Consider the following 19,455-nt stretch of genomic DNA (forward strand, 5'->3'; position numbering starts at 1 on the left):
ATGAACCTCGCCCGCTACTGCCTGACGAATGCCGATGCGGATCCCGGCAAGACCGCACTGGAAGTCGTCGGGCCGGGCGGCGCAATACGCGAAACATGGTCCTATGGCCAGCTGACCGGCACAGTTCTTTCAGTTGCTTGTGGCCTGAGATCCGCGGGCCTTGCAACCGGTGACAGGATCCTGCTCAGGATCGGGCACAGCAGCGATTTTCCGTTGATGTATTTCGGTGCGATTGCCGGCGGTTTTGTTCCCGTCCCGACCTCCGATCAACTGACTGCAGCCGAGACGGCCGGAATTCTTGCAGACAGCGGTGCAAGCCTTGTCATTCACGACAGGGAAGCGGTTTTGCCCGAAGACGGCACAGTTCCTTTTCTGGGACCGGAGGGGATCAGGGAACTCAAGACGTTCCGGGCAGGTGAGTTTGCAGATACCGGGCCAGATGATCCGGCATATCTGATCTATACATCCGGGACCAGCGGCGTGCCTAAGGGAGTGCTGCATGCCCAGCGAACCGCCCGGGCGCGATTGCCTGCTCATTCGGGCTGGCTGGGACTGGAGGCCGATGACCGCCTGTTGCATGCCGGCGCGTTCAACTGGAGCTACACGCTGACCGTCGGACTGATCGACCCATGGATCAGGGGTGCGACAAGTGTCATCTACCAGGGTCCGCGCGATCCATCCGTGTGGCCTGATCTACTCCAAACCAGCCGGGCAACCCTGTTTGCCGCGGTTCCGAGCCTTTACCGCCGAATCCTGAAATACTCAGATATCTCGCACACTTCCTTTCCGGCATTGCGGCACGGCCTGACCGCGGGAGAAGGCCTTCCCGCCGCACTTTACCGCGACTGGAAAGACCGGACAGGCCGTGAGTTGTACGAAGCCCTCGGTATGAGCGAAATCTCGACTTATCTGTCCAGCGGTCCGGGTGTCCCGGTGAAACCCGGTGCAACCGGGAAACCGCAACCCGGGCGCAAGGTTGCTCTTTTGAACGATCGGGGTGGTGCCCTGAGCCCGGCCGGGGTCGATGAACCGGGCTTGCTATGCGTTCACAGGGATGAACCCGGGCTGATGCTTGGTTACTGGAATCGGCCGGATGAAACCAAGGCAGCTTTTCGCGGAGACTGGTTTCTGACAGGCGACCGGATGCGGGAGGACGCCGATGGTTACTATTGGTATGACGGGCGTGCTGACGACCTGATGAACGCCTTCGGCTATCGTGTTGCGCCCGAAGAAGTGGAACGGGTTTTGACGGCGCACCCCGATGTGCATGAAGTCGCCGTCACCGAACTGGAAGTGCGGCCGGGCGTCAGCCTGATCACCGCCTTTGTCGTGCCACGCGATCCGGCGGAGTTCGACGAAGAAGCGCTTTCCGTCCACACTTCGCGACATCTTGCAGACTACAAGCGGCCAAAATTGTACAAGATCCTCGACCAACTACCTCGCACTCCGTCTGGCAAGGTTCGGCGCAAGGCCCTTGCAAGGACAGTTGAGGATGGAGCTTAAACATTTAACAAGACCGATAAATATCTGTTAACGCTTGCTTAAGCGCAGAGAGCTAATGTCGGGGACGATATTGGGAGCTCTCATGAACAGCGTTGGAATCGCCAACACATATGCAGCAACGATGCAGGCGCAGACCAGCCAGGCGCTGCAATCGGAAATGCTGAAAATTGCCGCCCAACAGGATGCCGGACTTGTCGCTCTGCTGCAGGAAGGCGCTGCAAACCTTCAGTCCACTCAGGCGGCTCCCGCCCCGGGTTTGGGAACGCAGGTCGACGTCTCCGCCTGAAAACCTTTCTTCCTTGAAAAAGTTAAGCTGTCCTTCGTGATTGATCCACGAACGCCGGCACGTGCAGTCTGTTTGCAAGGCCGGATCCCACTTGCATGAAACCTTCCGGCTCGTCCACCTGAAAAAGAAAGTAACCAACTCAGTATCTTGACTGTGCTTATTTCAACATTTAGATAAATTTCTGGTATTTCTTTAGATATATATGAAGTAACAAAGCAACTTTACTGTAAAATTTACCTTTCAATTCAATCCTCTAGGGCACAATGAAGTCAAATCGCAACGTGTATTTGGCTTAAATATGCCCGAAGCAATAGCAAGTTCAACATCCCAGGTATTCCAGCCTTCGCTTGGAACTCCGCGAACAGAAAAGATCGCGGAACAGGCGAAAGCGCTTGGAGCGCGCCAGTCGGAGGCTGCAGCCGAAGCTGTTCAGCGTCAGGCCGAGTTCAGCTCGAATCGCGCGGAGTTCCTGAGCGATCAGGCTCAAAAGCTGGAAAATCGTGCGCAATCGCGCAGCCCGGAAAACGGCCTGGGTGGCCGGCTGGATATCACCCTCTAGCTGCCTCGCGTAACCATGTCACAGGAGAATCAGGAATGGCGAGTGTCTCAGACAGCACATCAGCGTCCTACAGTGTTGCAAATATCCGCAACGAATTCGCCATCAATGCGGTGAAAGATCAGGCCGAACAGGAACGCGCTGTCGCCGACAGGCTAAACGACGCACAGGCAACCCAGGAAGAACAGCGTCGCGAGACACGGAAGATCCCTGGCCTGGGCGAAGCCGTCGACGTCACGGTCTAGGGCTTCATACGACTTTGGCGCGCCGGCCCTGTCAGCTCAATCAGCGCGCCATTTGGCCTGTTCTGGGAAGACCGCGAGCCTTACCGCAAGGACAAGCGACGTTTTTCAGTGGCACCGGCTCAGTGTCTTGTCAGCCAGAAAATCAGGTGCCACTCTTCCCCCGCGCGCTTTGAATGAGGGCCTTGGCTTCTCCGGAGGCCCATTCGGCCGGCCCGTACATCGTCCCGACCTCACAACCATCCGGATCGATGAGAATTGTCGTCGGCAACCCCGTTGCCCGGCTGACCCTGCGAAGAGCCTTCAACAATCCGTTTGAACTGTCCTGATAGTAGGTCAGATTTGACACACCTATTTCGTCCAGAAATGCTTTCGGCTTGTCCGGACCTCCGCGGTCCAGATTTACCGCAACCACCTCGAAAGTCGGATCTCCAAGATCTGCCTGAAGCTGATCAAGCGCAGGCATTTCCTTGCGGCACGGCGCGCACCAGGTCGCCCATAGGTTGAGCAGAACCGTCTTGTCCTTGAAGTCGGCCATCGACATCGGTGCGCCTTCGGGTCCCTGGAAGGTAAGGTTTTTCAGGTCGAGTGGTTGGCTGGCCGGAAGAAAGGCAGCAACTTCGCCCTTGGCAAAGGGCTTGGCGGAAGCTGCGGCTGACAGGGCTGCGGAACAGCTTTGCGCACTTGCGATATTGCCATCGGGACCGGCGATCACGTATAGAGCCGCTAAGGCGGCTACCGCGCCTGCGAGCCCTGCGGCGACCAAGCCGCGCCTGGAGCTCTTTGCGGGTTCGGTTGGCTTATTCATTTCGTTCACACCTCGCAAGAGGCGCCTCTTAAGGGACAGGACATGAGCAATCGCATGTGGGGAGGCCGGTTCGCCGAAGGACCGGACGCCATCATGGAGGAAATCAATGCCTCCATTGACTACGACCGGAAGTTATATAAGCAAGACATCGACGGCTCGAAAGCCCATGTGCGCATGCTCGCAGAAAAAGAAATCGTCACCCGCGACGATGCCGAGAAGATTGTCGGCGGTCTAGACACAATTCTGTCAGAAATAGAAAACGGCGAGTTCAAGTTCTCCCGCGCCCTTGAAGACATTCATATGAATGTTGAGGCCCGTCTGGCCGAGCTGATCGGTCCGGCGGCCGGACGCCTGCACACGGCGCGCTCGCGGAACGACCAGGTAGCAACGGATTTCCGTCTCTGGGTGCGCGATACGCTGGACACCCTCGATGAGCAACTGAGCGACCTGATGCTTGCTCTCGCCGAAAAAGCGGAGACGCATGCTGCCGACGTGATGCCGGGTTTCACACATTTGCAATCGGCACAGCCTGTCACTTTCGGTCACCATCTGCTTGCCTATGTCGAAATGTTCGCACGTGACCGCGGCCGGGTTCGTGATGCACGCAGGCGGATGAACGAATGCCCCCTGGGATCCGCTGCGCTTGCCGGCACCTCGTTCCCCATTGACCGGAAGCTGACCGCGGAAGCGCTTGGCTTCGACAGGCCGACTGCGAACTCGCTCGATGCCGTCTCCGATCGCGATTTCGTCATCGAGGCGCTGAGTGCCTCCGCCATGACCGCAATGCACCTGTCTCGTCTTGCCGAGGAGATCGTGATCTGGTGTTCGGCACAATTCGGCTTCGTGAAGCTGTCCGACAAGTTCTCCACCGGCTCCTCCATCATGCCGCAGAAGAAAAACCCGGACGCTGCGGAACTCGTGCGTGCCAAGAGTGGCCGCATCTACGGATCGCTGCAGGCGCTTCTGGTGATGATGAAGGGACTTCCGCTGGCCTATTCGAAAGACATGCAGGAAGACAAGGAGCAGGCATTCGACGGTTTGGCCAGCGTTTCCCTCGCGCTCGCCGCCATGACCGGCATGGTCAAGGATCTGGAACCTGTTACCAAGGCAATGAAAAAAGCCGCGGGATCGGGGTATTCCACCGCCACGGATCTGGCAGACTGGCTCGTAAGGGTGCTGGGAATGCCGTTTCGTGATGCCCATCACGTGACCGGCCGGATCGTTGGTCTTGCTGTGGTAAAGGGTGTTGAACTGCACAAAGTCCCACTGGATGAGATGCAAAAGGTTGATCCGAAGATCACCGGGGAAGTGTTTTCGGTTCTGTCCGTGGACAAGTCCGTCCGCAGCCGCACCAGCTTTGGCGGAACGTCGCCGGTCAACGTGCGCAAACAGGCGCGCCGCTGGCTGAAGGAACTGTCCAGGGGATAGGTTCGGGACTGGCAATCTTCCCTCGTTGGCACCGGTGGCCTTGCTCAACGGTGTCTGTCATGCGAGGAGAAGACCTAAGAAGAGAATTCCGAGAAGGGCATTTGCGAATGACGATCCGGTTCAAATCACTGGCGCTGATCGGCCTCTGCCTGGGCGTGCTTCTGGCCGGGTGCGGCCGGAAGGGCGATCTGGACGTTCCCGGGACACCTGAAACACCGGAAAACGAAGCAGTTGATCCTGCCGACGCGCCGGCACCGCCGCAGCTTGAACCGGAAAGTGAGAACGATACCTTCTTTCTGGATTTCCTGATCAACTGACACTGAGCGCATGGAGTTCCGGAAATTCACCGGACCGATTGATACGCGACAGCTCGACGAGGCACGTCTTGCATCATTTCGACTACAAGAATGGCGAACTTCATGCCGAGGATGTGGCGATTGAACGAATCGCCAGAGAGGTCGGTACGCCGTTTTACTGCTATTCGACCGCGACCCTGACCCGACACTATCAAGTGTTTGCCGGTGCGTTTGACGATATTCCCTCGTTGGTCTGCTATGCCATGAAGGCCAATTCGAACCAGGCTGTCCTGAAGACCCTGGCACAGCTTGGGGCCGGTATGGACGTGGTTTCGGAAGGCGAATTGCGCCGCGCCCGCGCTGCAGGTGTTGCACCCGCCAGGATCGTTTTCTCCGGAGTCGGAAAAACGGAAGCGGAACAGGCATACGGCCTGGAAGAAGACATCTTGTGTTTCAACGTGGAATCCGAGCCGGAATTGCATCAGCTGTCCCGCGTTGCCAGCGAAATGGGCCGGACCGCGCGCGTCTCCATGCGCATCAATCCTGACGTTGATGCCAGGACCCATGCGAAGATCGCAACCGGCAAGGCGGAGAACAAGTTTGGAATACCGTGGCAACGCGCCCGGGAGGTATATGCGCAGGCAGCAAGCCTTCCTGGGATCGAAGTGACCGGTATCGACATGCATATCGGATCCCAGATCACGGAGTTGCAGCCGTTTGATGATGCGTTTGCCCGTCTGGGCGAGTTGATTTCCGATCTGCGTGGACAGGGGCACAAGATTGACCACGTGGATCTGGGCGGCGGCCTCGGTATCCCCTACGTCACGGACAATGACCCGCCTCCGCATCCGGATGCCTATGCCGAAGTCGTCAAGAAACATGTGCGAGAACTTGACTGCAAGGTAATGTTCGAGCCGGGACGGCTGATCGCCGGCAATGCCGGTATTCTGGTGACAAGGGTCATCTACGTGAAGGATGGCGCAGGCAAGACATTCGTCATCGTCGACGGGGCGATGAACGACCTGATCCGCCCCACACTTTACGAAGCCCATCACGAAGTGCGGCCCGTCAGGGAAGATGATGGAACCCGGGAGCGAATCAAGGCGGATATCGTTGGTCCCGTTTGCGAGACCGGCGATTTCCTGGCGCAGGACCGCGACATGGCCGAAGTGGCTGCTGGGGATATGTTGGCGTTTCTTTCCGCCGGCGCCTATGGTGCTGTCCAGTCGAGTACGTATAATTCCAGGCTACTTGTCCCCGAAGTCCTCGTAAACGCTGATCAATTCGCGGTCGTTCGTCCTCGTCCGACATTCGACGACTTGCTTGGTCTGGATCAAATACCCGATTGGCTCAACGCTTCGTGACGAAGTCGACCTCGAATTAGTTGGCTCATACTGTTGCCGGATTGCCTCCGATGCCTCACCTTATAGGGTGGAGGGCCGATCACGCAGCCGGTGTCCGTCTCATCGGCGACCGCGGGATATGAACCGGAGGTGCCTTTGAGCACGAACGACAGCGACCTGGAACCTGAACGGCAGAAAGACCCGGAGCCGTCCGGCTGGCGGCACTACATCCAGTCTCGCCTGGACACGCTTGTCAGGCAAAGCCGCGTTTCCTTGTTCCTGGAGCGCTTCTGGCGCGCCTTGGTGCCGCTGCTTGTCGTCGTCGGCATATTCATCGGCCTGTCCTGGCTTGGTTTCTGGCTCGTCCTGCCTGCCTGGGCGGGACCGATCGGGATTATCCTGTTTGCCGCCGCCGCCATCTGGTCCGCCAGGGATCTGACGAGATTGTCCTGGCCGACGCGTGAAGACGCGCTCCAGCGCGTCGAGCAGTCATCCGGCTACCGTCACCGCCCGCTGACCGCGCTGGAAGACGATCTGTCTGTCGGTTCCGACAACCCGCAAACCCGCGCGATCTGGGCGCTGCACCAGCGCAGAACCGCCGAAGCCGTCGCTTCGATCCGCTCGAAAGCACCTGACCCGCAAGCCTATCGCCGGGATCCGTGGGCTCTCAGGGTTCTCGCAGCGAGCCTGTTGCTGGTGGGACTGACGACCGCGAGCGGCGACTATATGGGGCGTTTGACCTCTGCTTTTCAAAATCCTTTCAAGACGGTCGAGCCACCCAGCCGGCTTGATGCCTGGGTAACGCCGCCGATCTACACAAGCGAACCTCCTATCTATCTGACCGGCGAAAGTGCCCAGTTGCGCGACCCCGGAACGCCGGTCTCCGTTCCGGAAGGCTCTATCCTCGTCGTGAGGTCGCAAGGCGCGCGCGAACTGGCAATGACATTTGCCGGACCGGACGATGCCGAGCCGCTGGTTGTGGATCCGGAAGAAAATGCGGAAATCGCGGATCCGGGCGTTGCCAGGCTGCTTCCGGTCGAGCGGCGCCTGAAACTCGAAACCACCGGTATCGTGGAGCTTTCGAACGGCGAGGAACCGTTCATGAGCTTTGTCTTTGCGGTCAGGCCTGACGACGCGCCTGAAATACGCCTCGTCGATGACCCTGAAGAGCAGCTCAGCGGTGCACTGAAATTCTCCTATCTGGTGAATGACGATTACGGTGTCGTTGCCGCCGAGGGGCGAATAAGGCCGCTCCCCAATCCTGATCATGTGGATCGTGTCCCCCGTCCGCTGGTCGAGGCACCCCAGTTTCCCTTGTCGCTTCCGCCACGAACCGGCACGGCAAAAACCGCGGAAACGATCCGCGACCTGACGTCTCATCCCTGGGCAGGCTCGGAAGTCGATCTGACGCTGCTCGCGCGCGATCAGGCCAGCCAGGAAGGCACGTCTCCGGTCTATCGGATCACGTTGCCCCAGCGCCGTTTCGGCAAACCCCTTGCCCGTGCGATTGTCGAACAACGCCGCAATCTGGCACTTGATGCACAAAACCATGCGCAGGTAATCACCGCCATGGACGCGCTCATGCTGGCACCGGAGCGATTCAATTTCAAAGCGCGCAACTACCTCGGCATGCGCTTTGCCTACGGAGAACTCGTGCGCGCGCAATCCGACGAGGATCTCAAGGCTATGCTGCCTCTGTTGTGGGATCTTGCGCTGTCCATCGAGGATGGCGACCTGTCTGCAGCCGAGCGCAAATTGCGGGACGCCCAGGAAGCGCTGCGCAAGGCACTGGAAGAAGGTGCGAGCGACGAGGAAATCGCCAAGCTGACGCAGGATTTGCGCGAGGCGCTCAACGAATACATGCAGGCACTGGCCGAACAGATGCGGCAAAACCCGCAGGCTATGCAGCCATTTGATGGCAACCAGCAGACCCTTAGTCAGCAGGATCTGAGCGAGATGCTGGACCGCATCGAGGAACTGGCAAAGACCGGGTCACGGGATGCCGCCCGCGAGCTTCTGGCGCAGATGCAGCAAATGCTGGAAAACCTGCAGGCCGGGCGACCGCAGATGATGCCCAACGGCATGAACAGCGAAATGATGGAGATGCTCAATCAGCTCGGCGAGATGATCCAGCGCCAGCAGCAATTGATGGACGAGACCCACCGGTTCAACCAGGACCAGCAGCGCCAGCGCGGCGATCAGCGCCAGCAGGGCCAGCAACAGCAAGGTCAGGGTCAGCAACTCACCCAGGAGCAGCTGGAACAGATGCTGCAGCAGCTTCAACAGGGTCAGGGTGATCTGGCACAGCAGCTTCAGGAACTGATGGAACAGCTCGGCCAGAACGGTATGGGCGAGAATGAAGCTCTCGGCCAGGCCGGCGAATCCATGGGCGATGCACAGCAATCCCTTGGCCAGGGCCAGGGTCAACAGGCACTCGGTGAGCAGGGAGACGCGCTGGACGCACTCCGGCGTGGTGCGCAAGGCATGACCGAGCAGATGATGGGCCAGGGCGAAGGGGCAGGAAACCCGAACGGACCCTCGCCCATGGACGAAGATCCACTCGGCCGTCCGCGCCGTGCAGAAGGACCGGATTTCAACAATCGGGTACAGATTCCGGATGAAATCGACGTTCAGCGCGCACGGCGGATCCTGGAAGAACTGCGCAAGCGCTTCTCCGATCCCTCCCGACCCAAGCTGGAACTGGACTATCTGGAACGGCTTTTGAAGCGGTATTGATTGAAAAGGCCGAATAGGCCTGCGTTATTGCAAGTCCCCCGTCATGTGTGTACCGGGGTTGTTTGTTGGCAACCGGAAGAATGTGAGGGTTAGGCCGGACGCCAAAAACGGCAAGGGGCCGGGTTCACAGCGCAAGACGTCCGTTGATTGAATCGAGAAAGCCGGTCTTATCAATCCGATGCCGATCCGGCGTCCGGGAATTGAAAATCAGGTGATACCGTCACTAGAACCTGCGAGCGCAGACCGCGCGCTATTCAGCACTCTGATGCGCGCAGAGAATGGCGTCATAGACACACGCTTCTGCATGTGTGTGTTGCTTATCATCTCGACGCGACAGACAGATGGGAACGTCAAAACAAAACCTGTCCGGACGTATAACACGCATTTCATTCCGTTCGATCCAATAGTCTGCAAAGAATTCGGGCAGGAAACCGACACAACGTCCACTGAGGATAAAATATGCCAGCCCCTCCATTTGATGCGAGACTGCAAGGGCAGGACTGTTGAAATGGGATGAATACGGCGTCATAACCGAAACAAAACCACGCCGAACGTATTGTTGCTCGGCAACCAGCTTTGACGTCATCTTGTCTTCGTCAAGCAAGAATAAAGGGTTCTCCCTGCCGCAGAGTAAAAGTTGCCTTTCCGAGAATACTGGTCTTTGTGAAATGAATTTCCTGTTCTGAAACTGTGGCGTGATCGCCATTTGGATTTGTCCCCGAACCAATTGTTCCTCAATCTCGTCAGGTGGAGCAATCCGAAGCGTAATTCTCAGGTCTTGGGACACGGCAAGAGCGTCGCGGATCGCGTCGCGAAGGTGACAATCCGAATTCGTGATGAGGTTGTCGACAACACCGACGGTGACTTCACCGACGATCCGTTCCTTCAGGTGCTCGATTTGCGCGTGGTAGCCTTCGATTGCAGCCAGCATTGAACAGGCCGCCTCGTAGACGGAGCGACCCCGGTCAGTCAGCGCGAAGCCGGCGCGTCCGCGGCTACACAGCTTGAACCCGACCCGTGTCTCAAGATTTGCCATATGTGTGCTGATGGTTGAGCGCGACAGATTGAGCTCGGCCTGCGCCGGAGAAAACCCCCTGCATTCCACGATCGTGCGAAACACACGAAGCAGCTTGATATCGACATCTGCAAGTATGGAATCGGTCATTACGTCCAAATTTTTCAAAGTTAATTACGATATGTCCGAGTTTATCAATTTCAAGAAGTAACTACAATTGCGCAATCACACAAGTTTTGAAGAGATCGCAATGTTGCCTAAAGACGCCGACTTCCAGCCAGTTTCAGGAATGAAAACACCTCGCTTCGCGGCGCTGCCCACGTTCATGCGGCTTCCACATGTCAATGTCGACAGCGCAGATGCCGACAAACTGGATATCGGGATTGCCGGCGTTCCATTTGACAGCGGCACCTCTAACAGGCCGGGACCACGCCATGGCCCGCGTCAGCTTCGAGACCTGTCCACAATGATCCGGACCACTCATCCGCGCACCGGCATGAACCCGTTTGCGCTGGTCAATTGTGCCGACCTTGGAGATGCGCCGGTCAATCCGATGGACATCATGGAAAGTCTGGATCTGATCACCGGATTTTATGATCAGATCCATGAAAGGCGCATCGTTCCGCTAACAGCTGGCGGCGATCATTTGATTTCGTTTCCGGTCTTGCGTGCCTTGGGCAAGGAAAAGCCGGTAGGTATGGTTCATTTTGATGCCCATACCGACATGAACGATGTCTATTTCGGTGGCAGCAAATACACCCATGGCACACCCTTCCGCAGGGCAATTGAGCAGGGTTACCTTGATCCCCGGCGCACAATCCAGATCGGTATTCGCGGCATCAAGTACGATGCTTCGGACTTTGACTGGGCGTTGGAACAAGGCGTTCGCATAGTCGAGATAGAAGAACTCTTCGAGCGCGGTGTGGTCGATGTCATGACCGAGGCGCGTGAAATCGTAGGCTCTGACGAAACCTATGTCAGTTTCGATATTGATTCCATTGATCCATCTTTCGCGCCCGGAACCGGCACACCGGAAATCGGCGGATTTACAACATTTCAAGCGCAACAAATGGTTCGGGCTCTCGATGGGCTAAACATCATCGGCGGCGATCTTGTTGAGGTGTCACCACCATTCGACCCGACCGGGGGCACGGCCTGGGTTGGCGTCTCGATCATGTTTGAAATTCTGTGCGTTCTCGCGCGTGCGCGGGACGCAAGGTCATGAACCGACAAGAAATGCAGCGAGATTGTCCAGCACCGAGGAGAATGAAATGACATCGATACTTCATCACATAAAACTGCTCTCGAAAGGATTGTTCGGGTTTGCAGCGATCCTTGCGATGACCGGTTTGTCAAACGCTGGGTCGGTGCTGGAAAGCGTCAATTCCAACGGAAAAATCACGGTCGCGACAGAAGTTGCATATCCGCCGATGGAGTATCTCGAGAACGGCAAGGTCGTCGGATACGGCAAGGACATTCTCGATCTGGTAGTGACCGATATGGGTGTTGAACTCGAGCAGCTTCAATTGCCGTGGGACGGCATCCTTGCCGGCGTTCTGGCCAAGAAATACGATCTCGTCGCCACCTCGGTTGCGATCAAGCCTGATCGGGTCGCGAAATACGCTTACACCCGACCGTTAGCGGTGGCAGAAACCATGCTGGTCAAACGTCATGGTGATGACAGCATGTCCAGTCTGGCGGATGTAGCCGACAAGATCGTCGGCGTTGAGCTGGGCTCATCCCAGGCGCAGGAAGTTGAAGCCGTTGATGCAGAACTGAAGGCCGCGGGCGGACCAGGATTTGCAGACATTCGGGGCTTCAAATCCACTGATGACATGCGTCTGGCCCTGGCAAGCGGTCAAATTGACATTGGCACAATTCCTTCCTTTTCACTGGCTCCGATGCAAAGGCAGCGCCCCGATACATTCGCGAAGCTTGATCTGATCGGCGAGGGTACGTTGTTTGCCTGGGTCGCACATCCCGATGGGTCGGATTTGCGGGATCAGGTAAATGAAATAATTGACAGGCTCGAAGCCGACGGCAGCCTGAAAGAACTTCAGATGAAATGGTTCGGATTTGAAATGAAGCTTCCTGAAAGTTACCTGCCAGCTGGTGCGCTCTGAGTTTTCGTTAAACCGGAACAGGGCGGGAACCAGTTCCCGCCCTGTTCCGGTTCAACTAACCCCTCACCGGAAAGAACATCTCCATGGAGCTGCAATTTGCAGAAATCATCCCGAAAACGGGACCCATGCTTTGGGGCGCTCTTTACACGATTTTTGTCGGCATCCTGGCGTGTTGCGTCGGCATTCTTGTCGGGACCGTCCTTTTGTTGTTGCGTAACAGCCGTTGGTGGTTGCTCAGGTCGATTGCCACAGTCTATGGCAGCTTCATTCGCGGAACGCCCGCGTTGGTCCAAATCCTGATTTTCTACTATGCGCTTGCCCCGCTAACGGGAGTGAACATTGGCCCATTCACCGCTGGAATCATGGCAATAGGCTTCAACAGTGGGGCCTTTGTTGCCGAAATACTTCGTGGTGGTTTAAGCCGTATTCCGAAGGGGCAATGGGAAGCGGCCGAAGCCCTGGGACTTTCCAAAAGCAAGGTCTGGCTCAAGATCATCCTGCCCCAGGTCTTCAATTCGGTAATCCCCTTGCTGGTGAATGAATTCACCATGGTGATCAAGATAACACCGTTGCTGTCCACCATCACATTGGTTGAGCTGACCCGTGCATCCCAGATGCTTTACAACGAGACATTCCGGCCTGTTGAAGTGCTGGGCCTGGCGGCGATTGTCTATTTCGTAATCTGTTTTTCGATCAGTCAGTTTGGAGAATACCTCCAGCGCAGATCCCTGAAATACCGGGTGTAGAGAGGCTCCATGACATTCGATTACAGCGCCATATGGGACAATCGGGATATTCTGTTCGAGGGTTTGATGAACACCTTGCTGATCTCGGGAATCTCGATCCCTGTCGGCATTCTGATCGGGGTCTTTGTCTGCCTGTTGCGCATATCAAGGTCTCGACTGCTGCGCTGGCCCGCGATCGTGTTTATCGAACTGATGCGCAACATCCCATTGCTCATCATAATATTCATGGTTTTTTACGCGCTTCCATTCTACGGCATCCGGTTGTCGGGCCTGACCACGGGATTAATCTGCCTGTCGGTCTATGGCGGAGCATACTTCGCCGAAGTGTTTCGCGGTGGTGTGGAAGCCATTTCACAGGGTCAGTTCGACGCTGCCAAGGCGCTTGGCCTGAAGTATGGCTTTTACATGCGCAGGGTAATCTTCCCGCAAATTTATCAATATGTGTTTCCGCCAGGGACAAATATCGCTCTGACGATGATCAAGGAAACCTCACTACTGTCGATGATCACGGTGGCCGAACTGACTTATGCAGCAAGCGATATCAATGGGCGCACGTTCACACCGGTCGAGACATTTGCAACGATCGCCGTGATCTATTGGATGCTTTCGACGCTCTTTCTGAAACTCACGCAGATGGTGCAGGTCAGGATTGATGTCGAGACCGCCAAACCAGCGGCCGCCTTGCGCTAGACACCAACGGGAATCCGGACCAAATGGAAATTCAGCACTTCACCGAGGAATCTTCGCCGTCCGTGCGGGATCTCATGATCGACCTTCGGCATGTGAACAAGTGGTACGGCGATTTCCAGGTTCTGAAGGACATCAATCTGACTGTGCACAGCGGAGAGCGGATTGTTGTCTGCGGACCGTCCGGGTCGGGAAAATCCACACTGATCCGATGTATCAACCGTCTGGAAGAACATCAGCAGGGGGATATCATCGTCGATGGCATCCCCTTGACCGGCGACGTGGAGAATATCGATCAGATCCGTTCGGAAGTCGGAATGTGCTTTTAGCAATTCAACCTGTTTCCGCACCTGACTGTCATGGAAAACTGTGTGTTGGCCCCGATGTCTGTTCGCAAGAAGACGCGCCGGGAAGCTGAAAGCCTGGCCCGGCGCTATCTTGAAAAGGTCAGGATACCGGACCAGGCTGACAAGCTTCCCGGCCAATTGTCAGGTGGACAGCAGCAGCGGGTGGCCATCGCCCGCGCATTGTGCATGGAACCTCGCATCATGTTGTTTGACGAGCCGACATCTGCGCTGGACCCGGAGATGATCAGTGAAGTTCTCGATACAATGGAACAACTCGCGACAGAAGGCATGACAATGATCTGCGTTACCCACGAAATGGGGTTCGCCCGGAATGTCGCAGATCGGGTTGTGTTTATGGATCAGGGTCAGATTGTGGAAGTGAACGAGCCTGAGAAATTTTTTGAAAGCCCCCGCAATTTGCGGACCAGGAGTTTCCTGGATCAGATACTGCAACACTAGTCCTGGACAATCATGGGGAAAAGACACCCAAAGGGCTTCGCTCGATTGCGTCATACAGATCGGATCGACCGCCTCTAGGCGGGTCAGGCACCAGAACTTTGATCGATCAAGTCTCTTCTGACTTGATCAGGTTGTAGCTTTTCAGCAGAAAGCCGAAAGACTATTCCCTAGCGTATGCGGATGATCGTGACGGACAGAACCCTGGATTGACAACCAAGTGCAGATTACGCGTAACGCCGTGTTTCCTGCGGCAACTCGCCGGCAATGGCATTGCGGACGGTTTTGCGGATATCGACAAGCGAGAACGGCTTGGTGATCACGTCGTGAACCAGTGCGTCCAGACCGTTCGCACGCTCGCGCTGATCGGCAAAACCTGTCATCAGCAGTATCGGCATATCTGGAAAATCACGCGCGGTTTGCAGGGCGAGCGCAATGCCGTCCATGACCGGCATCTTGATATCGGATACCAGAAGATCGAACTCGCCCTTTTCGCGGGTCAGCGTTTCTACGGCTTCACCACCGTCTTCCGCCACGTCCACCGAATGTCCATCAAGTTCAAGCGCGCGCTTTACGAAACTGCGTACCGCTTCGTCGTCTTCCGTTAGAAGAATGCGAGCCATGCTCACGCTCCTGTTTTGCCGTCTGCCGCTGCCTCGTCTTCGGAAGCCACGACATATCCAATAAAGGGCAATTGCCGCCACGCATGGCCCATATCCATACCGTATCCGACGACAAACTTATCAGGACAGGCAAATCCCACATAGTCGGCAGATATGGCAGCTTTGCGGCGCTCGGGTTTATCCAGCAGTGCCGCAATCCTTACAGAGCGGGCGCCGCGCCCGATCAGCCGCTCCCTAGCAAAGGCGAGAGTACGGCCCGATTCCAGAATATCATCCACTAAAATTATATCGCGGTTGTTAACGTCACTTTCAACATCGCGCAAAACACGGATGTTTTCCGATCCTTCTGTTCCTGCGCCGTAGGAAGACAGGTGAATGAACTCCATTTCAGGCTCCAGATTGGCGCGGTGCATGGCGCGGACAAGATCCGCGGCAAAAATGAAGCTCCCCTTCAGAACGGCGACGACGAGCAGGTTCCGGGGGTTTCCCTCGGCGATTTCCTGGGCAACCGCTGCAACACGCGCGGCAATGGCATCTTCATCAAAAAGGGTACGGATATTGGCTGTCATGATCACTCGAGTACTATTTGGCGTTTGCCGCGGTCGGTAAACCGGACCTGGATATCGGAGGCCTCTTCCGGCGGGTCGGCCAGTATTGTCCTGAACCGGGTTTCATCGAAACCGTTCAGAGCTTTTGTGCGCGGTTCGACGGTCCAGGCATATACTTCCTGCAGATCCGAATTGCGAATGGAAAGTCGAACGGCCGGCACCGCATTTGCTTCGTCGAGAAGATTACGGATCGACCCTTCGACAACAAGAACCTTCTTGCCGTCCTCGATTTCTGAAAATGTTCTGAGGTTGCGGAATTCAAGGCCGCGCAGGTTGACGTCAAAGCCGATTATCTGGAAGAGGCTGGCGAGGTCCGGTGATTGCTTGACCATGCTGTCTCTGAGCAAAACAAAGGACGCAAGCGCGGCAATTGAAACACCGAAAATCAACAGACCGCCCAGCCTGCGATAATTTCGCCTGGAGAGCCAGCCCAGCAAGGCCCCGATATGATTGCGGCGGAACTTGTCGGGATTGACGATGATCTTGGGTCGCTTGGCCTGGGATTCGATGTCGACCTGGTCTTCCGCATCACCCTCGTCCGCGGCGAGATCGGCAGCAAATTTGCTCTCGTCGGCGCTTGCAGGTGTGTCTGCCGGTGGCGATTCGAAATTCGCGATATCTTCCTCTGGTTCGGAGTCTTCCGCCGGCTCCTGCTCCGCTTCGTCGGATTGTGAATCCGCCTCGGAATCAGCCGCCCAGTCAGCTTCATCCTTGTCAGTTTCGGCGTTGTCGATTTCGCCCTTGTCGGTTACGTCTGGATCCGAACCTGTGGTGGATGAATTTTCAGCCGCCTTGAAATCTGAAGATGCGTCGTCATCATCAGGGCTGACAAACCAGCGGTTGCCGCATTTGGCGCATTTGACACTGCGCCCTTCCGGACCGACAGCTTCTGTCTTGATTTCATAGGACGTACTGCAGTCCGGACATTTGATCTTCATGTGCGAAGACCTTTCGCCATGTCTTGCTCAAGCGCTATTATCTTGTGACCGACCGGGTCGAAATCCGGCACGAAATGTTGGACAAATGCCGGCAAATCCAGTGACGGACTTTCAGGTCACTAATGGACCTTTATATGATTAATGCACCGTTAACGGCCTGGCTATAGCGTCGGTCCATCAACAGGAGACAAATTTGTGATCCGCTTCGAAAATGTCGGATTGAGATACGGTATGGGACCGGAAATCCTGCGGGACCTGACATTTCAGGTCGAACCGCAGTCGTTTCAGTTTCTCACCGGGCCGTCAGGCGCCGGCAAGACCAGTTTGATCAGGCTCCTGTTCATGTCGCTTCGTCCGACCCGCGGATTGATCAAGGTTTTCAACCGCGATCTGAGCGTTATCGACAAACAGGAACTGCCGCAACTGCGCCGCAAGATCGGAGTCGTGTTCCAGGATTTCCGTCTGCTTGATCATCTGACGACCTATGAAAACGTTGCCTTGCCGCTTCGCGTCGTTGGTAAACAGGAGTCCGAATACCGTTCGGACGTGATCGACCTTCTGAAATGGGTAGGCCTTGGTGACAGGATGCATGTCCTGCCGCCGGTCTTGTCGGGTGGCGAAAAACAGCGAGCCGCCATCGCCAGGGCGCTGATCACGAGACCGGAAGTGCTTCTCGCGGACGAGCCGACCGGAAACGTCGACCCGCCTCTCGCGCGCCGTCTGTTGCGTCTTTTCATAGAATTGAACAAACTCGGCACTTCCGTTGTGATCGCGACCCACGATATCGCATTGCTGGAACAGGTGGATGCCCGGCGCATGGTGCTGGCCGACGGACGCCTTTCGATTTTTGACTAGGCGACAGACATACGACCAGGCAACCCAATGGCCCAGACCGAGAACAATGATGATGAGCAGGCAGTGGCCGTGGAAGTGAAACCGCCGAACCGGCTGGTTCGCAAAAAGCGACCCAAGAAGAAAGCGGCCCCCAAGGCCCCGAAAACGGAGCAGGGCGATGCGGCAAAGCTTCGTCCGGCTGCCGCGATCGTACCGCCTCAATCGGTGGCGGGACGGGCACTGACGCTTGTTGTCGCGATCATGAGTTTCCTGGCCTGCCTGACAGTAGGTGCCGTGTCCATCGTGTGGGACGCGGCCGATGCCTGGCAGAATGATCTTGTTCGGGAGATCACGATACAGATCCGGCCGACCGAGGGTGTCGACATGCTTCGGGAAATCGACAAGGCGGTTGCGCTTGCCCAGGAGTTCCCGGGAATAGGCGCAGTCCGTGCGTTGTCTGATTCTGAAACAAAGGCCCTGCTGGAGCCCTGGCTGGGGGAAGGGCTGGAGCTCGAAGGCCTGCCGGTTCCAAGACTGATCCAGATTACCGTAAGCGATCCGGAGCTTCTGAACCTGTCTCAGCTGCGCAATTCGGTCTCCGGGCAAGTGACCGGTGCGAGTGTCGACGATCATTCGATCTGGACGTCCCGTCTTTCGGCCATGGCTGGTGCCGTTGTTGCCGGTGGATTTGCCATTATGGTCCTGGTGATGGGATCGATGGTCCTGAGCGTGGTGTTTGCGACCCAATCGGCAATGGCGGGCAACAAGGACGTCGTTTCCGTTCTTCATTTCGTCGGGGCCGAGGACGGCTTTATTGCGCGGGAGTTTCAACGGCACTTTCTCATGCTGGGCCTCAAGGGAGGCGTGTCCGGAGGTGTGGCCGCGATTGTCTGTTTCGTACTTGTCGACATGTTGACCCGTCAGGGTTCGGGCCAGGCAGGATCTGACCAGGTTTCGGCGCTCCTCGGTTCAGTGTCCGTCAGCCTGCCCGGGTATTTCGGTGTCTTCGCCGTTGTGTTCCTGGTTGCAATTCTCACCGCGTTGACTTCCGGTCTTGCCGTCAAGGCCCATTTGGCGAAAGTTGATTGATTTTAATGTAGAATGCCGCGAAATTGGCCGAATCAACGATCACAGTTGCTTCATGTCGCACGCTGATACGCTCATAGACCCTTCATCAGATGACGGCGTTCACGCCGGAGCCGGGCGAAGTGTGTCTTCGGCGAGCGGAAACGACGTCGCGTATGTCAACGGCAATTCTGTTTCGAAAAAGCGCAGAAAACGATTCGGACTGAGGATAGCGTTTCTCCTGTTCCTGGTTGCGCTCATGGGGGGAACAGTCGGCCAGTTTCTCTATTTTGCCCATCAGATTGCCACGGCAAAAGTACCGAAATCAGCCAATGCCGATGCGATTGTCGTACTGACGGGAGGCCATGCGCGTGTCAACGAAGCGGTTCGTCTTCTTGAAGAAGGTCATGCCAATCGCCTGCTGATTTCCGGGGTCCATCCGGGAACGACGCGCGAACAGCTTGCAGCTGTGACCGCCTCAAGCATGCCGCTCGAAAAAAGCACTGTTGATCTTGACCGGGTTGCGCTCAACACCGCCGGAAATGCTACCGAAACCGCAAACTGGGTCCAGAAGAACGGGTTTGATTCGTTGCTTGTTGTCACCAGTGCGTATCACCTTCCGAGGGCGAAGGCCGAGCTCTCCGATGTTCTCCCCCAAGTCAACCTGATTGCCTATCCGGTTTTTTCAAAGGATCTGAAACTGGATACCTGGTATCGCGAACCGGCAACGATCCGGCTTCTCATGCGCGAATATGTGAAGTATATCCTCGCCAGACTCCGCAACACCGTGAAGGGCATGAACTGAATTTCGTCAG

20 protein-coding genes and 1 pseudogene are annotated in these 19,455 nt (G+C 56.5%); 16 read left to right on the top strand and 5 right to left on the bottom strand.

The window, feature by feature from the left end; genetic code table 11:
• The 4 genes from LA5095_RS11890 (at nucleotide 1) to LA5095_RS11905 (ending at nucleotide 2,590) form a co-directional block, all read left to right on the top strand.
• Nucleotides 1-1,503 (top strand): class I adenylate-forming enzyme family protein, encoded by a 1,503-nt coding sequence (locus LA5095_RS11890; protein WP_055115117.1) that lies wholly within the window; start codon nucleotides 1-3, stop codon nucleotides 1,501-1,503.
• 82 nt (nucleotides 1,504-1,585) lie between these two features.
• Nucleotides 1,586-1,789 (top strand): hypothetical protein, encoded by a 204-nt coding sequence (locus LA5095_RS11895; protein ID WP_055115119.1) that lies wholly within the window; start codon nucleotides 1,586-1,588, stop codon nucleotides 1,787-1,789.
• 298 nt (nucleotides 1,790-2,087) lie between these two features.
• Nucleotides 2,088-2,348, top strand: a complete 261-nt coding sequence (locus LA5095_RS11900; protein ID WP_029062804.1) for a hypothetical protein — start codon at nucleotides 2,088-2,090, stop codon at nucleotides 2,346-2,348.
• A gap of 35 nt (nucleotides 2,349-2,383) precedes the next feature.
• Entirely contained in the window at nucleotides 2,384-2,590 is a 207-nt protein-coding gene (locus LA5095_RS11905; RefSeq protein ID WP_055115121.1) for a hypothetical protein, read from the top strand.
• Nucleotides 2,591-2,732: 142 nt separating this feature from the next.
• Here the strand turns inward: LA5095_RS11905 and tlpA are convergent, their stop codons facing one another.
• On the bottom strand, nucleotides 2,733-3,395 hold the full coding sequence (tlpA, locus tag LA5095_RS11910; RefSeq protein WP_055115123.1) for a thiol:disulfide interchange protein TlpA: 663 nt from the start codon (nucleotides 3,393-3,395) through the stop codon (nucleotides 2,733-2,735).
• A 42-nt stretch (nucleotides 3,396-3,437) separates the two neighbouring features.
• Between tlpA and argH the strand changes: the two genes are divergently transcribed.
• The 4 genes from argH to LA5095_RS11930 all read left to right on the top strand — a co-directional run bounded on the left by argH (nucleotide 3,438) and on the right by LA5095_RS11930 (nucleotide 9,198).
• Nucleotides 3,438-4,823, top strand: coding sequence for an argininosuccinate lyase (gene argH, locus LA5095_RS11915; protein ID WP_055115126.1), 1,386 nt, complete (start codon nucleotides 3,438-3,440; stop codon nucleotides 4,821-4,823).
• A gap of 107 nt (nucleotides 4,824-4,930) precedes the next feature.
• Entirely contained in the window at nucleotides 4,931-5,140 is a 210-nt protein-coding gene (gene lptM / locus LA5095_RS11920) for an LPS translocon maturation chaperone LptM (RefSeq protein ID WP_055115127.1), read from the top strand.
• 68 nt (nucleotides 5,141-5,208) lie between these two features.
• A complete protein-coding gene (lysA, locus tag LA5095_RS11925; RefSeq protein ID WP_055115129.1) occupies nucleotides 5,209-6,483 on the top strand; it encodes a diaminopimelate decarboxylase in 1,275 nt (424 codons plus the stop codon).
• 129 nt (nucleotides 6,484-6,612) lie between these two features.
• Nucleotides 6,613-9,198 carry a TIGR02302 family protein gene (locus tag LA5095_RS11930; protein WP_235808772.1) on the top strand — a complete coding sequence of 862 codons (2,586 nt, stop codon included), beginning with the start codon at nucleotides 6,613-6,615 and terminating at the stop codon, nucleotides 9,196-9,198.
• A gap of 250 nt (nucleotides 9,199-9,448) precedes the next feature.
• Here LA5095_RS11930 and LA5095_RS11935 read toward each other — a convergent pair whose 3' ends face one another.
• Nucleotides 9,449-10,363 carry a LysR family transcriptional regulator gene (locus LA5095_RS11935; protein WP_055115132.1) on the bottom strand — a complete coding sequence of 305 codons (915 nt, stop codon included), beginning with the start codon at nucleotides 10,361-10,363 and terminating at the stop codon, nucleotides 9,449-9,451.
• A 100-nt stretch (nucleotides 10,364-10,463) separates the two neighbouring features.
• Here LA5095_RS11935 and speB point away from each other — a divergent pair, with 100 nt between their 5' ends.
• The 5 genes and pseudogenes from speB to LA5095_RS11960 all read left to right on the top strand — a co-directional run bounded on the left by speB (nucleotide 10,464) and on the right by LA5095_RS11960 (nucleotide 14,575).
• Nucleotides 10,464-11,438: an agmatinase gene (speB, locus tag LA5095_RS11940; protein ID WP_055115653.1), complete on the top strand. Its 975-nt coding sequence runs from the start codon at nucleotides 10,464-10,466 to the stop codon at nucleotides 11,436-11,438.
• 46 nt (nucleotides 11,439-11,484) lie between these two features.
• On the top strand, nucleotides 11,485-12,336 hold the full coding sequence (locus tag LA5095_RS11945; RefSeq protein ID WP_144435964.1) for a transporter substrate-binding domain-containing protein: 852 nt from the start codon (nucleotides 11,485-11,487) through the stop codon (nucleotides 12,334-12,336).
• Between the two features lie 83 nt (nucleotides 12,337-12,419).
• Nucleotides 12,420-13,082, top strand: coding sequence for an amino acid ABC transporter permease (locus LA5095_RS11950; protein WP_104703233.1), 663 nt, complete (start codon nucleotides 12,420-12,422; stop codon nucleotides 13,080-13,082).
• Nucleotides 13,083-13,091: 9 nt separating this feature from the next.
• Nucleotides 13,092-13,772 carry an amino acid ABC transporter permease gene (locus LA5095_RS11955; protein ID WP_055115136.1) on the top strand — a complete coding sequence of 227 codons (681 nt, stop codon included), beginning with the start codon at nucleotides 13,092-13,094 and terminating at the stop codon, nucleotides 13,770-13,772.
• Nucleotides 13,773-13,846: 74 nt separating this feature from the next.
• Nucleotides 13,847-14,575: pseudogene (locus LA5095_RS11960) on the top strand (amino acid ABC transporter ATP-binding protein).
• A 224-nt stretch (nucleotides 14,576-14,799) separates the two neighbouring features.
• Here LA5095_RS11960 and LA5095_RS11965 read toward each other — a convergent pair.
• The 3 genes from LA5095_RS11965 to LA5095_RS11975 are packed head-to-tail and all read right to left on the bottom strand — an operon-like array spanning nucleotide 14,800 to nucleotide 16,741.
• Nucleotides 14,800-15,195, bottom strand: a complete 396-nt coding sequence (locus LA5095_RS11965; protein WP_055115138.1) for a response regulator — start codon at nucleotides 15,193-15,195, stop codon at nucleotides 14,800-14,802.
• A gap of 2 nt (nucleotides 15,196-15,197) precedes the next feature.
• Nucleotides 15,198-15,764 (bottom strand): hypoxanthine phosphoribosyltransferase, encoded by a 567-nt coding sequence (gene hpt / locus LA5095_RS11970; protein WP_035898033.1) that lies wholly within the window; start codon nucleotides 15,762-15,764, stop codon nucleotides 15,198-15,200.
• Between the two features lie 2 nt (nucleotides 15,765-15,766).
• Nucleotides 15,767-16,741 (bottom strand): MJ0042-type zinc finger domain-containing protein, encoded by a 975-nt coding sequence (locus LA5095_RS11975; RefSeq protein WP_055115140.1) that lies wholly within the window; start codon nucleotides 16,739-16,741, stop codon nucleotides 15,767-15,769.
• Nucleotides 16,742-16,936: 195 nt separating this feature from the next.
• Between LA5095_RS11975 and ftsE the strand changes: the two genes are divergently transcribed.
• From ftsE to LA5095_RS11990, 3 genes are read left to right on the top strand one after another with little or no spacing between them, the layout of a single operon-like run.
• Nucleotides 16,937-17,596 carry a cell division ATP-binding protein FtsE gene (gene ftsE, locus LA5095_RS11980; RefSeq protein ID WP_055115142.1) on the top strand — a complete coding sequence of 220 codons (660 nt, stop codon included), beginning with the start codon at nucleotides 16,937-16,939 and terminating at the stop codon, nucleotides 17,594-17,596.
• Between the two features lie 27 nt (nucleotides 17,597-17,623).
• The gene (locus tag LA5095_RS11985) at nucleotides 17,624-18,664 is read left to right on the top strand and encodes a cell division protein FtsX (RefSeq protein ID WP_055115144.1); all 1,041 of its coding nucleotides are present in this window, start codon (nucleotides 17,624-17,626) and stop codon (nucleotides 18,662-18,664) included.
• A gap of 52 nt (nucleotides 18,665-18,716) precedes the next feature.
• Nucleotides 18,717-19,445 carry a YdcF family protein gene (locus tag LA5095_RS11990; protein ID WP_055115146.1) on the top strand — a complete coding sequence of 243 codons (729 nt, stop codon included), beginning with the start codon at nucleotides 18,717-18,719 and terminating at the stop codon, nucleotides 19,443-19,445.
• Nucleotides 19,446-19,455 lie beyond the last annotated feature (10 nt).

The sequence above is a fragment of the Roseibium album genome, from assembly GCF_001404515.1.
GTDB lineage: Bacteria > Pseudomonadota > Alphaproteobacteria > Rhizobiales > Stappiaceae > Roseibium > Roseibium album.

What these genes read in the sequence shown, in the direction of transcription:
- LA5095_RS11905 (WP_055115121.1), top strand. Translation starts at nt 2,384, where the DNA reads ATGGCGAGTGTCTCAGACAGCACATCAGCGTCCTACAGTGTTGCAAAT.
- lptM (WP_055115127.1), top strand. Translation starts at nt 4,931, where the DNA reads ATGACGATCCGGTTCAAATCACTGGCGCTGATCGGCCTCTGCCTGGGC.
- LA5095_RS11985 (WP_055115144.1), top strand. Translation starts at nt 17,624, where the DNA reads ATGGCCCAGACCGAGAACAATGATGATGAGCAGGCAGTGGCCGTGGAA.
- LA5095_RS11895 (WP_055115119.1), top strand. Translation starts at nt 1,586, where the DNA reads ATGAACAGCGTTGGAATCGCCAACACATATGCAGCAACGATGCAGGCG.
- argH (WP_055115126.1), top strand. Translation starts at nt 3,438, where the DNA reads ATGAGCAATCGCATGTGGGGAGGCCGGTTCGCCGAAGGACCGGACGCC.
- hpt (WP_035898033.1), bottom strand. Translation starts at nt 15,764, where the DNA reads ATGACAGCCAATATCCGTACCCTTTTTGATGAAGATGCCATTGCCGCG.
- LA5095_RS11900 (WP_029062804.1), top strand. Translation starts at nt 2,088, where the DNA reads ATGCCCGAAGCAATAGCAAGTTCAACATCCCAGGTATTCCAGCCTTCG.
- LA5095_RS11945 (WP_144435964.1), top strand. Translation starts at nt 11,485, where the DNA reads ATGACATCGATACTTCATCACATAAAACTGCTCTCGAAAGGATTGTTC.
- LA5095_RS11955 (WP_055115136.1), top strand. Translation starts at nt 13,092, where the DNA reads ATGACATTCGATTACAGCGCCATATGGGACAATCGGGATATTCTGTTC.
- LA5095_RS11890 (WP_055115117.1), top strand. Translation starts at nt 1, where the DNA reads ATGAACCTCGCCCGCTACTGCCTGACGAATGCCGATGCGGATCCCGGC.
- LA5095_RS11935 (WP_055115132.1), bottom strand. Translation starts at nt 10,363, where the DNA reads ATGACCGATTCCATACTTGCAGATGTCGATATCAAGCTGCTTCGTGTG.
- LA5095_RS11950 (WP_104703233.1), top strand. Translation starts at nt 12,420, where the DNA reads ATGGAGCTGCAATTTGCAGAAATCATCCCGAAAACGGGACCCATGCTT.
- tlpA (WP_055115123.1), bottom strand. Translation starts at nt 3,395, where the DNA reads ATGAATAAGCCAACCGAACCCGCAAAGAGCTCCAGGCGCGGCTTGGTC.
- LA5095_RS11965 (WP_055115138.1), bottom strand. Translation starts at nt 15,195, where the DNA reads ATGGCTCGCATTCTTCTAACGGAAGACGACGAAGCGGTACGCAGTTTC.
- LA5095_RS11990 (WP_055115146.1), top strand. Translation starts at nt 18,717, where the DNA reads ATGTCGCACGCTGATACGCTCATAGACCCTTCATCAGATGACGGCGTT.
- speB (WP_055115653.1), top strand. Translation starts at nt 10,464, where the DNA reads ATGTTGCCTAAAGACGCCGACTTCCAGCCAGTTTCAGGAATGAAAACA.
- LA5095_RS11975 (WP_055115140.1), bottom strand. Translation starts at nt 16,741, where the DNA reads ATGAAGATCAAATGTCCGGACTGCAGTACGTCCTATGAAATCAAGACA.